Origin of the sequence: Acetivibrio straminisolvens JCM 21531, from assembly GCF_000521465.1 — a bacterium.
Lineage (GTDB): Bacteria > Bacillota > Clostridia > Acetivibrionales > Acetivibrionaceae > Hungateiclostridium > Hungateiclostridium straminisolvens.
This window is the reverse complement of the sequence record NZ_BAVR01000041.1, coordinates 1-15,951: the sequence shown is the minus strand read 5'-3', so window position 1 is coordinate 15,951 and position 15,951 is coordinate 1. Positions and strand designations below refer to the sequence as shown.

16 protein-coding genes, 1 pseudogene and 2 riboswitches are annotated in these 15,951 nt (G+C 38.1%); of the genes and pseudogenes, 5 read left to right on the top strand and 12 right to left on the bottom strand.

Translation table 11 applies throughout. The features are described 5' to 3' along the window. Positions 1-382 precede the first annotated feature (382 nt). From JCM21531_RS11440 to JCM21531_RS11430, 3 genes and pseudogenes are all read right to left on the bottom strand, one after another. The gene (locus JCM21531_RS11440; protein ID WP_038290015.1) at positions 383-586 is read right to left on the bottom strand and encodes a DUF1858 domain-containing protein; all 204 of its coding nucleotides are present in this window, start codon (positions 584-586) and stop codon (positions 383-385) included. A gap of 115 nt (positions 587-701) precedes the next feature. Beyond that, positions 702-1,258 (bottom strand): annotated as a pseudogene (locus JCM21531_RS11435) (Fe-S-containing hydro-lyase). Between the two features lie 30 nt (positions 1,259-1,288). Further along, a complete protein-coding gene (locus JCM21531_RS11430; RefSeq protein ID WP_038290012.1) occupies positions 1,289-2,131 on the bottom strand; it encodes a fumarate hydratase in 843 nt (280 codons plus the stop codon). Between the two features lie 357 nt (positions 2,132-2,488). Here JCM21531_RS11430 and JCM21531_RS11425 point away from each other — a divergent pair, with 357 nt between their 5' ends. Further along, complete coding sequence (locus JCM21531_RS11425) at positions 2,489-2,902, top strand: adenine nucleotide alpha hydrolase family protein (RefSeq protein ID WP_173400188.1); 414 nt, start codon at positions 2,489-2,491, stop codon at positions 2,900-2,902. Between the two features lie 182 nt (positions 2,903-3,084). Next, positions 3,085-3,360, top strand: coding sequence for a non-specific DNA-binding protein Hbs (gene hbs, locus JCM21531_RS11420; RefSeq protein WP_038290007.1), 276 nt, complete (start codon positions 3,085-3,087; stop codon positions 3,358-3,360). Positions 3,361-3,447: 87 nt separating this feature from the next. Here the strand turns inward: hbs and spo0A are convergent, their stop codons facing one another. Together spo0A and aroA are read right to left on the bottom strand one after the other, a co-directional pair. After that, positions 3,448-4,257 carry a sporulation transcription factor Spo0A gene (spo0A, locus tag JCM21531_RS11415; RefSeq protein ID WP_038290004.1) on the bottom strand — a complete coding sequence of 270 codons (810 nt, stop codon included), beginning with the start codon at positions 4,255-4,257 and terminating at the stop codon, positions 3,448-3,450. A 135-nt stretch (positions 4,258-4,392) separates the two neighbouring features. Next, positions 4,393-5,664, bottom strand: coding sequence for a 3-phosphoshikimate 1-carboxyvinyltransferase (gene aroA, locus JCM21531_RS11410; protein ID WP_038290001.1), 1,272 nt, complete (start codon positions 5,662-5,664; stop codon positions 4,393-4,395). Positions 5,665-5,896: 232 nt separating this feature from the next. Between aroA and JCM21531_RS11405 the strand changes: the two genes are divergently transcribed. Further along, positions 5,897-6,823, top strand: a complete 927-nt coding sequence (locus tag JCM21531_RS11405) for a response regulator (protein ID WP_038289998.1) — start codon at positions 5,897-5,899, stop codon at positions 6,821-6,823. Positions 6,824-6,935: 112 nt separating this feature from the next. Beyond that, complete coding sequence (locus tag JCM21531_RS11400) at positions 6,936-8,072, top strand: THUMP domain-containing class I SAM-dependent RNA methyltransferase (protein ID WP_038289995.1); 1,137 nt, start codon at positions 6,936-6,938, stop codon at positions 8,070-8,072. Between the two features lie 407 nt (positions 8,073-8,479). On the opposite strand, the gene JCM21531_RS19315 is transcribed toward JCM21531_RS11400, so the two are convergent. Next, positions 8,480-8,656 carry a hypothetical protein gene (locus JCM21531_RS19315; RefSeq protein WP_173400187.1) on the bottom strand — a complete coding sequence of 59 codons (177 nt, stop codon included), beginning with the start codon at positions 8,654-8,656 and terminating at the stop codon, positions 8,480-8,482. A 217-nt stretch (positions 8,657-8,873) separates the two neighbouring features. Then, positions 8,874-8,958: riboswitch (cyclic di-GMP riboswitch) on the top strand. A 158-nt stretch (positions 8,959-9,116) separates the two neighbouring features. Then, a riboswitch (cyclic di-GMP riboswitch) is annotated at positions 9,117-9,207 on the top strand. 17 nt (positions 9,208-9,224) lie between these two features. Here JCM21531_RS19315 and JCM21531_RS11385 point away from each other — a divergent pair. Continuing rightward, positions 9,225-10,067: a transglutaminase-like domain-containing protein gene (locus JCM21531_RS11385; protein WP_038289990.1), complete on the top strand. Its 843-nt coding sequence runs from the start codon at positions 9,225-9,227 to the stop codon at positions 10,065-10,067. Between the two features lie 228 nt (positions 10,068-10,295). On the opposite strand, the gene JCM21531_RS23855 is transcribed toward JCM21531_RS11385, so the two are convergent. The 6 genes from JCM21531_RS23855 to JCM21531_RS11370 form a co-directional block, all read right to left on the bottom strand. Then, on the bottom strand, positions 10,296-10,613 hold the full coding sequence (locus tag JCM21531_RS23855; protein WP_279379045.1) for an S-layer homology domain-containing protein: 318 nt from the start codon (positions 10,611-10,613) through the stop codon (positions 10,296-10,298). Beyond that, a complete protein-coding gene (locus JCM21531_RS11380; RefSeq protein ID WP_279379044.1) occupies positions 10,589-11,584 on the bottom strand; it encodes a cohesin domain-containing protein in 996 nt (331 codons plus the stop codon). The genes JCM21531_RS23855 and JCM21531_RS11380 overlap by 25 nt, the downstream gene beginning before the upstream one ends. 118 nt (positions 11,585-11,702) lie before the next feature. Then, positions 11,703-12,239 carry an S-layer homology domain-containing protein gene (locus tag JCM21531_RS23850; RefSeq protein WP_173400186.1) on the bottom strand — a complete coding sequence of 179 codons (537 nt, stop codon included), beginning with the start codon at positions 12,237-12,239 and terminating at the stop codon, positions 11,703-11,705. Positions 12,240-12,250: 11 nt separating this feature from the next. Further along, positions 12,251-12,958, bottom strand: coding sequence for a cohesin domain-containing protein (locus JCM21531_RS23845; protein WP_279379047.1), 708 nt, complete (start codon positions 12,956-12,958; stop codon positions 12,251-12,253). 23 nt (positions 12,959-12,981) lie between these two features. Continuing rightward, entirely contained in the window at positions 12,982-14,313 is a 1,332-nt protein-coding gene (locus JCM21531_RS19300; RefSeq protein ID WP_054847089.1) for a cohesin domain-containing protein, read from the bottom strand. Positions 14,314-14,963: 650 nt separating this feature from the next. Beyond that, positions 14,964-15,951 (bottom strand): S-layer homology domain-containing protein (locus JCM21531_RS11370; protein ID WP_131464466.1); only part of this gene is annotated, 988 nt, incomplete at its 5' end.

The window sequence follows — 15,951 nt, the reverse complement described above, 5'->3', positions numbered from 1 at the left end:
TATATAAACCGCATTAGGCAAATTACCCATAAAAAATGGCGATTTATTCTCAGACAACGTTTGGAACTGTAATTAACAAAACCTACTCGCTGCCAGTATATTTTAATGGTACTGCATTCCTTATTTTTTGGAACATATAAATTATAACTTTAAAATAATTTAATTACAACCTAAACAAATTACTATTATATAATATCATTTATACTCAATAAAAACAACAAAACATTCGAACATTCTCACGGAGTTGGTACTTAAAAGTTCGGGTTTTGCTCAAAACTGAAGCAGAAAATCCGAAGAGTTTATCTAAGAAAGTACATAAAAATAAGACAATAAATGTCTTATTTTTGTCAGATTTATTTTTCATGTTAATTTAAAATTATCTTTATTTCTTCTCGAAGTATTCGTTTAGCTCCTTGACAAGCTTATCCGCATCTATTCCATGAACTGCACATGCATCTTCAATACTTTCACCTGATGAAGACGGACAGCCAAGGCAATGCATTCCATTATTGATAAATATGGGAGCGGTACCTCTGTCCAACTGCAGTACATCGGCTATAATCATATCCTTTGTAATCTTGCTCATCCCTATCCCTCCAAACTTTTGAAATATTCAATGTCGTATAAACTTAACCTAAATTTATTATACACTATTGTTAAATAAAAATATACCCTGTTTTTTCCCTGTTAAATAAATATTCTCACAAAGTATTAATTTGGAATTTTTCCCTTCCAGTCTTATAGAGATTGTTCCCATAACTGTCGATTATAACAATGGCAGGAAAATCTTTAACAGTAAGTTTCCTTATAGCCTCTGTTCCAAGTTCAGGAAAAGCAATCAATTCCTCCGCAACAATAGACTTTGCAATCAGAGCTCCCGCTCCTCCAATCGCTCCAAAATACACAGCACCATGGCTTTTCATTGCATCAATAACCGCTTCGTTTCTTAATCCCTTACCTATCATACCTTTTAATCCGAGTTTTATCAGGCAAGGAGCATAGGCATCCATCCTGCTGCTGGTTGTCGGACCTGCAGAACCAATGATTTCTCCGGCTTTGCCGGACAAGGCCCTACATAATATATTATCTGATCCCTTATATCAAATGGCAGCGGCTTACCCTCTTCTACAAGGCTTACCATCTTTTTATGTGCTGCATCCCTGGCCGTGTATATTATTCCATTGATGCTTACAATATCTCCAGCTCTGAGCTCTCTTGCCTTTTCCTCAGTCAAAGGCGCTTCAATAATATGTTTCATATTTACCACCCTTCACAGAATAACTAACATTTAAATAATGGTTTCTGCATGCCTTGTTGCATGACAGTTTATATTCACGGCCACCGGAAGACCTGCAATATGAGTCGGAAAAACCTCAATGTTTACTCCCAAGGCTGTAATTCTGCCTCCCAAGCCCGAAGGACCTATACCCAGTCTGTTTATACGCTCCAGCATCTCCTCTTCCAACTCTTTTAAGTACGGTACATCACTTCGTTTATCTATCGGCCTTAAAAGTGCCTTTTTGGCTAAAAAAGCCGCCTTTTCCATGGTTCCCCCTATACCTACTCCAACAATAATGGGAGGACACGGATTCGGACCCGCCTTTTCAACCGTCTCAATTATAAATTTCTTAACCCCTTCTATCCCCTGGGAAGGAGTAAGCATTTTAAGAGCACTCATATTTTCACTTCCAAAGCCCTTAGGAGCTACAGTTATCTTTATTTTATCTCCGTCAACAATATTATAATGAATCACGGCCGGAGTATTATCCTTTGTGTTTATCCTTTCTATTGGATCGTTAACAACCGACTTTCTTAGATACCCTTTTTCATAACCTCTTCTTACTCCTTCATTGACTGCATCGGTAAGACTTCCACCCGTGATATGCACCTCCTGGCCTATGTCAATAAAAACAACAGCCATTCCGGTATCCTGACAGATTGCCATAGACCTTTCCTTAGCTATCTGTGCATTCTCAATAATCTTGCACAAAATCTCCTTGCCATTATCCGATTCTTCTGCCTCAAAACCTCTCTCCAAACCTTTTAATATATCGTCACTTATATAATAATTTGAGTCTATACAAAGCCTTTCTACAGCTTCAATAATACTATCAATATGAATTGTTCTCATGACATCCCCCGACCTCTTGTTTCTTAAACTTACCAGCTTTGATTCCGGCAAGTTTAATTCTAGTACACTAAAGTCCATTTTGCAAGTAAACAGACAAAAAGATTCGTCAAACATTTTTAATAAATACATAAGACTTTTTTGAGCTTCTCTGATATAATAAAAGTATGAGGGCTGCTTTTAAATTGCCTACCAAACCATTTGTTGCATTAAACTTTACTAATTTTGGCTATATAAATCGCATATAAATATTGTGCTGACAAAGCGCCGATTTATAAAACATTAGGCAAAGTTTAGCGCTGCAAAATGTAAAATATATATTTCATTACATATTATCTGTATTTATTTTAAAAGCATCTTATGAAAGGGGTTTTTGTCTTGAGTTCTCCTGAGAACATTTTAGTTTGTGTAACACAGCAGATTACTTGCGAAAGACTGATATTAAAAGCCGCAGATTTAAGAAACGAATTGAGGGGCGAACTCTTTGTCATACATGTTGCAAAAAACGAATGGAATTTTTTAGACAACATAAAAGAAGGAGAAGCTTTAGAATATTTGTTTAAAATATCAAAATCGGTCGGTGCCAACCTTTCGGTGCTAAAATCCGATAATATAGTCCAAACTATAGTTGATTTTGTAAATGAGAACAAAATTACCCACATTGTAATGGGAGAGTCTCCTAACGATCACAAAGAAAATAATTTTTACAATGAGTTAAAAAGTCTGCTAAATAAAGTTGAAATTCATGTCATACCTCAGGCAGGAATTGGATAAATTTACTGTATTCTTTACAAGTTGGGCCATATATTATACAACAGAATATACAATTATGCAATTAATAATTGATTTTTTACAAAAAAATTTGATTTATACCATTAAATTATTCGTAATTGCTTGACTTTACGCGATTTTCATTATAAAATATTGTCGAATTCCAAATTTAGGAGGTTGTGTACATGAACAAAACTGAATTAGTAAACTCAATTGCTTCGAAATCAGGTTTAAGCAAAAAAAACAGTGAAGCTGCTTTGAATGCTTTTATCGCCTCTGTTGAAGAAGCTCTTAAAAATGGTGATAAAGTAGTTCTAGTTGGTTTTGGTACTTTTGAAGTTAAAAACAGAGCTGCAAGAAAGGGAAGAAACCCTCAAACAAAAGAAGAAATCACAATCCCCGCATCCAAAGCTCCTGTATTTAAAGCAGGAAAAGGATTAAAGGACATCGTTAACAAGTAATAAATTATATTTATTAAAAGACCTGTCTTAGGACAGGTCTTTTAGATTAATACGGTCTTTTAGCTTGGTTTGTTTTCCGAAAACTGTTTATGGCCTCAAGCCCATAGTTATTCTTATCTTATCGGCCATCATAGCAATACATTCTGAATTTGTAGGTTTGCCTTTACTGTAATTAATAGTGTATCCGAACAACGCATCCACAGTATCGGGATTTCCCCTTGCCCAGGCACTCTCGATGGCATTCCTGATAGCGCGCTCGACTTTTTGAGGAGTAGTGTTGTACTTTTCAGCAACAGCAGGGTATAAAGTTTTTGTTATAGACGTAAAAACCTTTGAATTTTTTACAGTTTGTATTATAGCCTCGCGAAGATACTGATAACCAGCCATATGGGGAGGAATACCCACCTCATGCATCAAATTGGTCACTTCGACTTCAAGGTCATAGTTTCTATCTACATTGCCGCTCAACAGTTCAGAATTCTTGATAATCGGCTTGTTCGAGAAAACAGACGTTGACTTTTCCCTATATAGCTGTCTTATCCTTGTAACTAGCACTTCAACATCAAAAGGTTTGATTATATAATACTCTGCTCCGAGATTAACCGCTCTTTGCACAAATACATCCTGCCCAATCGCTGATAGTATAATAAAGATAGGCCTGTATTCGAGCTGCATAGTGGATAGCCTCTCCAAAACCCCCAAACCGTCCAGATTAGGCATAATAATATCAAGCACAACCACGTCGGGTTTTTTTGATATAATCATTTCTATAGCCTGCAATCCGTCTTTTGCAAGTTCCAAAACTTCTATGTCTTCATACTGGTTCATGTATTCTTTCAACAGCTTTGCAAACTCAACATTATCATCGGCAATTAAAACTGAAATCTCACCTTTCATTTCATTACCCCGCTTTAAATACAAATAATATTAAAATACTGTCATACATCTTTGTAATCTCTCTCCCAAAATTACTCCTTATATTTTACATTATAATATAAAACTTTATAAAATAATACTATTTTTTTGTAACTCTCATCCACAAGTGGATATATCGGCACCGGATTGGGATAAAAAAGTTATAAAATCCGGAAAAGTGACATTAACCGCCTCTGCCGTATCAATGGTAGTTTCTCCCTCTGCATTTAATCCTGCTATAGCTAGAGACATGACTATACGGTGGTCACCGTATCCTTCCAATTTACATCCTTTCAATTTGCTTTCCCTTATTACAAGCCCGTCTTCGAGCTCCCTTATATCTGCCCCCATCTTTTTCAGTTGCTCACACATCACATGAATCCTGTCAGTTTCCTTAATCCTAGCCTGAGGTACATTTACAAGTCTTGTCTCTCCTTTTGCAAAGCATCCTGCAACTGCCATAGCCGGCAACGCATCGGGTATTGCATTCATATCTATTTCTCTTCCCGTAAGCTCACAGCCTCTAATTCTGACACTTTTTCCTTCTACTTTTACCTTAGCTCCCATATCCTCAAGTATCGAAAAAACTTGCTTGTCTCCCTGGGGATCGGTCATATCCAGATTGTCCAGTACAAACTCCTCTCCCGATATTGCAGCCTGAACAGCAAAAAAGGTTGCCGAAGAAAAATCGCCGGGTATGGTTACATTTAAGGAGTTGTAACGCTGCCCGCCTTTTATGTAAAAGGCCTTGTAATCATGATTTTCATAATTTATTCCCAGTTTGTCCAGCCACCACAAAGTTATATCCACATAGGGAATCTCATTAAGCCTTGTGATAATTAATTCGGTATCCGCAGGAAGAAGAGGTGAGTTAATCAGTATTGATGAAAGATATTGAGATGTAACGGAATCAAGCTCTGTCCTTCCTCCTTTAAGTTTCCCTTTTACAACCACAGGCGCCTTTCCATTGTTTCTGGTAGAATAAGCCTGTGCACCAAGGTTGTTTATAGCACAAAGCAAGGGCCCTAAAGGTCTTTGTCTTATCTGCCAATCTCCTGTAAAGACCGAACACCCATCACCCAAAGCAGCTGTCATTACTCCAAAACGGAGTGTAGTGCCCGAATTGCCGACATTAATTACATCTTCAGGAGTGACAGGGTTTCCTCCAAACCCTTCTACAAAATACTTATCGTCTCCTTGCTCAATTTTAGCCCCCAAAGCTCTGCAAACCGCTACAGCGGATAATGCATCATCCGATATCAGAGGACTTTGGATTTCGGACTTGCCCTCGGCAAGACTTGCGAAAAACAAAGCTCTTATTGTGTGGGACTTTGAACCCGGAATCCTGATATTGCCAGTAACTTTTGATTTCCTAACCTTTAACAGCATATTATTTTTCCTTTCTACCGTACTGCTAAATTTTTAATACTATGTATTTACAAATATATTTTAATATAAAATAAGAATATAATAAACATCATTGAGCAAGTTTTTCTTCAAAGCAGAAAAATTCTCTAAAGTAAAGATCGATAAATCTAAGTATCTGTTATTTATTGAAAAATTGTGTTTAAAATTAATTTATATATATTTATTAAATAAACGAAAGTAAGGGTATAAAATAATGGATGGTACTATATTACTTATTGATTACTCCGAATATGAGAGGGAAAAAACCAAAATTATATTCGACAATATCGGAGAATACAGTTTTATAGAGGTTGACAGTCTAAAAAAATTTTACAGTATTTTAGAAGACCTGGACTCTATAACTCTGATAATTATGGATATAGCCTTTCCGATAGAAAGAGAAGGCCTTGAAGTGTTGTCGGCAATCAGAAACAATTCAAAGACCGCCAATACCCCCATTATTATTGCCACAAAGTCGGACAATGCAGGCTATCGCCATGCCGCACTCAAGTTTAAAGTAAGTGACTATATTTTAAAGCCTTACTCGACCAAACGCCTTGAGAATTCAGTAAGAAGCGTGTTAAAAATTTGGCAGCGCTTCAGATATGAATTTGACAGCGCGCATGTTATCTCAATGTCTATTGAGGACTACATATCCAAAGAGTTCAAAGTAGCCTCAAGGGCGGGTCAAAACCTGTCTGTGATTCTTATGGCTCCGGTCAGCTTAAAAAAAGAATCCTCGGAGCAATCCTCGGAACTGTCCCCGGAGGTTCAAGACAAAATACAAAATATAGCAATTGAAAAGGTGAAGCTTTCGCTGCGGTCTACGGATACGGCTATTCTTAATGCAAATAGGGATATCCTTGTCATATTGCCTTTTACCAATGCGTCCGGTGCCCAAAAGGTTCTTGAAAAAATCCAGGGCAACGTAAGAAATGGACTAACCAGTCTGAATATAGACTATGACGATTACTATTATGCCGTCTGTGTAACCTTTCCCCATGACGGAAAAACCTTTCAGAGCCTTATGGAAAAGGCTGTAAAAAAGGTTGAGGACAAGATTATGTTGGAGAAAATCACCTCCATCGGCGTAAATGTCCTTGACAATGCCAGAAAATCGTATAAAAAATTCAACAAGTAGGTTTGAATTGATTCTATTACTATTGGCAATCCTAAGTTTTGATTTATGTTATGTTTTTATTCGCTAAAAATAATTATTGATTTAGAAGTTTATATATTTAGGTGGAGGAATAATGAAAGAAGTTGAACTTATAGCAACAGCAGCAGCCGGCGTAGAGTCCGCCGTAAAATCCGAGGTAATAAAACTTGGTTTTAAGGATGTAACCGTTGATAACGGCAAAATAATGTTTAAAGGTGATATATCGAGTATTCCCCGGGCAAATCTCTGGCTTAGATGTGCCGACAGGGTATTACTTAAAATAGGTGAATTTGAAGCTTTGACCTTTGACGAACTTTTCACCAAGACTTTTGCCCTTCCTTGGGAAGAATGGATAACCCAAGACGGCAAATTTACCGTTTTGGGCAAATCTGTGAAATCAAAGCTTTTTAGTATATCCGATTGTCAGGCAATTGTAAAAAAAGCTGTAGTGGAAAAGCTAAAGTCCAAATATCATGTAGAGTGGTTTGAGGAAAACGGACCTGAATACACCATACAGGTATCCCTTCATAAAGATATCGCAACTTTGACCATTGATACAAGCGGTACAGCCCTGCACAAAAGAGGCTACAGGGAAAAAAATGTCGAGGCTCCTATAAAGGAAACTCTTGCTTCAGCTATGATAACGATAAGCTATTGGAATAAAAGCAAGCCTCTGCTCGATTGCTTTTGCGGTTCCGGTACTATTCCCATTGAAGCAGCTCTCATCGGGCGAAACATTGCTCCAGGAATTAACAGAACCTTTGCTTCTGAGGAATGGCCGTCCATAGGCAAAGATATATGGAAACAGGAAAGAGTTGCTGCACTTAAGGCAATTGATCAGGATATAAAACTCAAAATCCATGCTTCCGATATAAATCCCGATGCTATTGAACTGGCAAAGGAAAATGCCTATTTGGCAGGTGTTGACGATTGTATTGAATTTTACGTCAGTGACTTCAGGAACATTCGTATAAAGGAGGATTACGGAGTAATAATATGCAACCCTCCCTACGGTGAAAGGATTAGCGAGCAACATGAAGTTGAGATAATAAACAGGGACATGGGAAAAGTATTCTCCAGGTATGATACCTGGTCAAAATACATAATTACCCCATCGGAAAATTTTGAACGCCTTTATGGCAAAAAAGCCGACAAAAAGCGCAAATTCTATAATGGAAACATTAAGGTGGATTATTATCAGTACTTCGGACCAAAACCCGGCTCCGTCTAGTCGGGTGAAATATTTTCTCCCCTGTAGCAACTGTCATCCACAGTAAGTTCTGTAGAGATAGTAGGGTTTTGTGCTTCATCTTTTGTGATTTGCAATAATTCCTCCAACGACGCTCCTCCGCTTAAAACCCTTATAAATTCGTCGAGGGTCTCTATCCCTCTTTTCTCTTGGGAATATTTTTTATGAGTCTTTTTACCCCATTATAAAGTCTTTGCTGATCATTTGCATTGATTTCATCCTTCAGGATTTCCGTAAACACAGTTCCTATATTGCATACTTCTCCCTCCAGGCGTTCTACCTCCTGAAGCAGGTCTAGAATTTTATCGCTACTTATGGTGTGACACTCCTTTACATAAAATTATGTACATATAGTATTTTCAATAACGAAAAGATTTATTCTTTGTATGCTATTTTACGGATCTCTTGTCAATAATACTTCCTCCCAAAATTCCCAAAGTTATTCCAACAAAGGCAAAAGAAAAAGTTACGGTACTGTGCCAAAGTATAAAACCTATTACCGAAAGTATGCCACCTACAGCAGCTCCCACAAGCATTCCGATTTCGGTAAAGTTATATCCGTTCATCCTTACGTTCCCTCCAAATATTCCAAATATGCCGGTTAGACATAAATACCTTGATATTCCTCTGCTTTTTTTCTATCCTATTAATTAGACGATACCCGGTAAGAAAAGTTCTAATTTTTCATTAAAAAGACAACAAAAAGTCCATATTTTATTAAAAGTGATTGAAATCATACTTATTTTGGTGTATAATAAAATTAGATAAAATTGCATATTGAGCTTTTGCAAAAGGCAAATCTATCGAAAGGTAGAGACGCAAAGCCACGAGTCTAAGGTGGAGACACTATGACAGTCGGGTTGCCAAAAGTTATAGGATCACAGATCTTTATAGCTCTGTTTGGTATACCCATTCAGAGCTTTATTATTGCTTATTGTTTACTTTATAATCTACTTTCGTATCGACTCATTGTTTCTACAGTTTATTTACTTTCTTGTCACAATTTCAAAATAACATCCTTAGCCCTTTCGATAAAGGCAAACTCAATGAAAATTGAGGACGCAAAGCTACAGGTCTTCGGTTTGGGACTCCAAACCATGACGGCTGAGTTACCAAAAAAGGGAGGAATTTTTTATGAAAAAGATAGTAAGTAGTATCATTATGCTCGTCTTAACCGTTATCATCTTTACAAATGCAGGATTTGCCGTAACCACTACAATCACCGAATACATAAAGTCCAACGGAGTTTCCCTCCAAAAAATCCCATCAGATGTTGAAGGAAAAGTTACATTAACAGGTGAAACCGTTAACAGTTTAATCAAAATCCTTATTATCAAGGACGATATTCAGCGTTGGTATGAGGTAAAGCTTGTTGACGGCAAATTCAACGAAGAAATTTGGCTTATAGACGGAAAGGGTAAATATCAAGTTTCCGTCCTGGTTCATAAGAAAGATAGAGTATATACCTTTGGACCGACTGTGTTTGTTGAAAACACTGTTGAAGTAAACAGGTTTACAGTGCCTACCCTCCATGTTGAAAGCAATAATGAAGATATAATTGCTTTGGCTCAAGAATTAACCAAGGACGCCAAAACCGACAGGGAAAAGGCTGAAAACATTTATAATTGGGTTGTCAATAATATTAGATATGATTATGATAAATACCTAAGACAAATTAATAAAAACTTTGATAATATCTATGGTGCCCTTAATACTCTCGAAACAAAGAAAGGCGTGTGTTACGATTACTCGGCTCTTGTTGCTGCCTTGGGCCGTGCTTCGGGACTTCAGGTAAAGATGATAAAAGGTAATTTCATAGGTACCTATGGCAATGAACTGCATGCCTGGAATGAAATATATATTTCTGAAGAAAAAAGATGGATTAATGTCGATTCCACCTTTGGCTCTACCCTGAGGACAAGCTATTTTGACAACAGGGATTTCAACAAGAATCATGAAAAATTAGAGGAATATTAATTAAGTTTATACCTCCATAAGAACAGAGCCCGGTTAAATTTAAAAAGCTCAGAAAGCATTTTAGCTTTCTGAGCCCTTTTTTGGCCTCTTGGAATGAAATGAAAGAGGCAAAAGCGAAGGGACTCGATGTCCCGAGCTTTTATTGACCTTTTAGAATGAAACGGAAGAGCAAAAGTGAAGTAACTCGATGTAGCAAGCTTTTATTTAATTATATTGTAGTAAGACTAGTTAATCCAGCTTCTCAACCATTACTTCCTGTCCCTTTTCATCAATTGTATAACTGTGATGAATTACACCTTCTGCGATGTCTTTATATGCCCAGTAGTTCACAGGTACATCTGTAAATTCAAGAACTGCACCGTTTAGCGGGCCTCTTTCAAGGGATCTGTTAATTAGTGCTACAGACTCCGATCTCTTAATGCTTGCCTGAGGTCTGAAGGTCTCATCCGGATAGCCTTTTACATAACCTTTAGCAACTAATGTTTCAATATAATTTTTAGCCCAGTGCCCTTCTATGTCCTTTAATTCGACTTTAACATCCGGCACTTCTCCGATCTTTCCGAGCTTTTCAAGGAATTTGTATGTAACTGTTGCAAATTCAGCCTTGTTATAATCTTGTCCGGCATAAAGGTTCCATCCGGATAACCACCAAACAGTTTCTCCTCAGTAACATATTTTATAGCCCATGCCGCCCAGTGGGTGTCTTTTAAATCTTTAAAACTAATAGAAGAATTGTTTTTTGCACTGTTTTCATCCGCGCCTGAAAGTTTTGCAAAGATAACTGCAGCTTCAGCTCTTGTAATGTTATTCTCCGGCTTGAACAATCCACCCGGATATCCTCTAAGGAAAGGTGTATGCTTACCAACAGCACCGCTTTGCGGTATATCTTCAACCGGTTGCTCTGTTGTATTCGGTGTGGTTGAAGGTTTTGGCGAATCTGTTACCTTTGGTGTGCTTTGTGGTGTTCCGGAAGAACCGGTACCGGGATCCTGTGTTGGTGCATTTGTCGGCTTCGCTGTTTCTGATGAGCCCGGTGTAGGCGTTGCCGCCGGAGCGGACGCTTCCATAATTTCCACTTTGCCGTCTATAACTTCAGTATATATTTCTCTCAGAGTATTGTCAGCAACACCTCCTAAGTTCACAAGTTTAATTCGACTTGTCCCGGGCTTTGCATCTTTACTTACTTCCAGCACTATCGTACATAATACGCCATCCGTTTTTATCGATTCGGTCCCCCTACCGGTAGCTTCTGCATATAAAATAACTATGATCTCTTCACTATCCAAAACATTGTAGTCAAAGCTTTCCGAAGGACTTTTTACCAAGTCTCCTGGCTTTATATCTATTATTTCTAAGAGTTCAGCATCATACTGAAGTTCAAAGTCAATATTTGCCACTGCGTTTTCAGGAACATTTTTAATATTTATCGGTACTTCAATCCTTTCACCCGGTCTTGCCTTGCATTGCCAATAATTACTTGCATAGCGTCGGATTGTGCCAAGGAAACAAATGTACACATATTAATACCTGCAAGTATAGCCAAAATTGTTAGTACTGCTAAAATTCTTTTTAGTTTTTTCATACTTTATCCTCCCAAAATAATTAATTATAATTACAAACATTTCAATATATTTTTTATTTCTCGATTATCTCCAACAATTGCTCTTTACCTTGTTCATCCAGCTTGAATCTGTGGCTAAGTACGCCCTCTGCAATGTCCTTGAAAGCCCAGTGTGTTTCAGGAACATCATCAAACGTCTGAGGTGCACCATACAATGGGCCTCTTCCCATAGCTCTGTTTATCATCGCAACACTTTCGGAACGTTTGATATTGTTATCAGGCCTAAAGCTGCCGTCCGGATATCCGTTAATGTAGCCAAGATCCGATAGCTGTTCAATGAATTGTTGTGCCCAGTGACCCTTTGAATCGTCAAATTTGAACTTCTCAATCTTATTTTCTTTAAGGCCTTTCTCAGACACAAGGAGCTTGAATACAACAGTTGAAAATTCAGCTCTTGTTATGTTCTGATTTGGCTTGAACGTTCCATCGGGATAACCGGTAAACAACTTCTTGTATGACACATATTTGATTGCCCAATTTGCCCAGTGAGAGCTATCCAAATCTTTGTACGAAACATTATAGTCTATCTTTGTATTCTCATCAGCTCCCATAAGTTGCAAAATCACAGCCGCTTCAGCCCTTGTAATACTCTTTCAGGCCTGAACAATTTATCCGGATATCCTGTCAAATATGAATAATGTACTCCCACAGCCGCCGGTATATCAGGGTCGGGTTCTACTATTTCCGTTGGATTTGGCTTTTTGGTAGGAGTAGGTGTCGGTGTAGGTGTTGGTGAAGATGAAGGATTAACAACACCGCCGCCCGGACCTCCACCACCAGGGCCGCCTCCACCCGGACCGCCTCCATCGCCGGTTGAATCCGTAGGTGTGACAGTTGCTGTCGGTGTTACGTTTACTATTGTAATCTTGCCAGGCTGAATCACGTCATAATAACCTATTTTTTCTGAATACCAGTCAAATACAAATGTTCCTTTTTTTGCATCAGGCATAGTAATTGTGTCTTCAAACTTGATATTTGTACTGCCCTCTTTAAGCACTTTAAATCCTATTTTAGCAAGAATTCCCGACTCTTCAGGCTTTCCGGCAGCTCTGTAGTCTCCCATATAAGTATAGGTTCTGCCAAAATTCAATATACCCTTGGAAATATCATTTGCAACAAAATACATTGGCTGATATTCATCATTTATCAATATAGTTGCGCCCGTCGGCATTGTTCTTGCAGTAAAGGCATTCTTTGTCTGAGGATCAACAGCTTGCAGCATTTTCGGATCGTATTTGATGTTTACTTGGAATCCACCGAAATTCTTAATGTTATCAATCCTTACTGTTGCTGTTATAATATCCCCACTTTTGCCTCTGTCTTATCAAGTATTATAGAAATACGTCCTTGTGTTATCACCGGTGTCTGAAGTGTTGGAGTAGGGCTCGGTGTTATTGTTGGTGTTGCTGTTGGTGTTGCTGTCGGTGTTGCTGTTGGTGTTGCTGTCGGTGTTGCTGTTGGTGTTGCTGTCGGTGTTGCTGTTGGTGTTGCTGTTGGTGTTGCTGTCGGTGTTGGATCGGGTTCTGAAATAACAGTAATTTTACTTGGTTGTATAACCTTATATCCTTTCATGAGGTTGCCGTACCAATCAAATGCATAAGTACCATCTACCGAGTTCGGCATGGATCCTGCATTCTCCAGTTTTACTGTCGTTTCCTTGGCTTCAAGTACCTTAAATCCTACCTTTCCAATTATTCCAGTGTCTTCTGACTCTCCCGATTCCCTGTACAGAGGTAAACTTAAGTATGTGCAGGCATAATTTATTATACCGGAATCTATTTTATTTTCTATTATTTTCTGTGGAGAATATTTCGTATTTGCAATCAGTTCTGCTCCCACAAGTCCTGTTCTGGCTCCAAAAGCATTTCCTGTTATTGGATCAACTGCTTGCAATACTTCCGGATCATATTTCATGTTTATCTGAATACCTGCCAGGTTGGTCAGGTTGTTTGCTCTTACCGTTGCAACAACTATATCTCCTACTTTTACTTCAGTTTTGTCTAGCTCTAAAGCAATATAAGCATCATCCGGCAAAGATTCGGTTATTGTGATCATGTCGGGTTGAATCACATCATAATCTGTTATCATATATGTGTTCCAATCATAAAGGTTAGTTCCATCTTTTGCGTCAGGCATAGCAGATGTGTTTTCAAATTTAATACTTGTGTTACCTGGCTTTAGTGCTTTGAATCCTATTTTCCCAATAGTCCCGGTTTTTTCAGGTTTTCCACTGGCCTTGTAGTCATCTGTATAGAGATACGTATTGCCAAAGTTTAGAATTCCCTTGCTAACATCATTTGCAGCAATTGGCATAGTTCCGTAGTCCCCATTCAATAATGTCCCGTCTACTACCGGCATTTCGCCACTGCTTGTTATCGGTTTTCCTGTCAAAGGATTGATTGCCTGCAAGACCGACGGATCATATTTTATGTTTATCTGATATCCACAGAAGTTATTGATATTGTCTATCTTTATTGTAGCTATAATTATGTCGCCTACATTGACTTTTGTCTTATCAAGCTCCATTGATATACTTGAATTTTCTGCATAACTTATGTTTGTAAATAGACTGGTTAGAAGCAGCACTATTATTGCAGCTAATGATAATGCATTGTTTTTTTTCATAAAACCCCCCCAATGATATCATACTTTCAAACATTATCTTTAATTCTTTTTATTGTTCATTCAACACCCCCAATATTTTTATTGAATATATTTTAATGAAGGCAATAGCCTCCATCGTTTTTATTACTTACATTGTGCATTCTGCACTATTCGTATATATAATTTGAAAATATTGATTTAATATCGGGATTACAACTTCCCAATCGCATCAGTTAATTTCTATTAATACTTACAACAACTATTTTTAATTTTGTAATTGGATTGAATAGACTGTAACAATAGCGGGAATAAAAGCTGGTAAACTATGAATATGCATCTTTGAAAATAATTATTTGGAAATTATCTTTTGAATTCTGATAAGAAAAGATTATCAAATATCGCAATGCACAACAATTCCTCCCCAGAAAATAAATCGATTACAATAACTAATAGAGCATATTTTAGTCTATATATATGCTTAATAAAATTATCTTTTATATATTTAATTATAAATTAGTTTTGCCAATGTTTCAAGTCATTTTACAAATAATCTCTTGTTTTCGAAGCAATTCGTATCCAATTTCCGTTCCTATTTTTGAATATGAAAAAGCTGTTGCGCAAAAGAATTTAATCTTAGACGCAACAGCTTTAAATTAGGTCATATCAATTTATTACTTCTCAAGTATCTCCACAAGAACCTCTTTCTTGTCTTCATCAATGATGTACTTGTGGTCAAGAGCACCTTCTGCTATATCTTTGAATGCCCAGTATGATTCGTCAACATCAGGGAAGGTCTTCGGCGCTCCATTAAGCGGACCTCTCTCCAATGCTCTGTTAATTAGTGCTACGCTTTCGGAACGTTTTATGAAGTTTTGCGGCTTGAACGTTCCGTCAGGATATCCACTAATGTAACCCAGGCTAGTCAATATTTCTATGTTCTTCTGTGCCCAATGTCCGATACAATCATCAAACTTCGGTTTACTTATATCTATTGTTGCAATTTTACTTATCAATTCCTGACCCTTAACGATCTTCAGGAACTCAAGTACAACAGTTGCAAATTCCGCTCTTGTTATGTTCTGATCCGGCTTAAACGTACCGTCCGGATATCCCTTAAACAAGCCTTGGCTCGATGCATACTTGATTGCCCATGCTGCCCAGTGAGTATCATTCAAATCGGAGTATGGACTTGTATACTGAGCTCCAAAGCTTTCATCAGCCCCAAGAAGCTTAGCAAAGATTACTGCTGCTTCAGCTCTTGTTATATTCCTTTCAGGCATAAAGCTTCCATCCGGATATCCTCTCAAGTACGCTCTATGTTCTCCACCATTCGCACCAGGCATATCAGTTGGTGTAGGCTCTACAATCTCTGTTGGTGTCGACGTCGGCGTAGCTGTTGGTGTAGCTGTCGGTGTTGGTGTTGAAGGTACATATCCTCCACCACCGCCGCCACCGCCACCGCCGCCTCCGCCATCATTTGTTGGCGTTGGTGTAGGTGTAGGCTGTACTGTCTCTGTTGGTGTCGGTGTTGGCTCTACTGTTTCTGTTGGTGTCGGTGTTGGCTCTACTGTCTCTGTCGGTGTTGGTGTGGCTCTACTGTTTCTGTTGGTGTCGGTGTAGGCTCTACTGTTTCTGTTGGTGTCGGTGTTGGCTCTACTG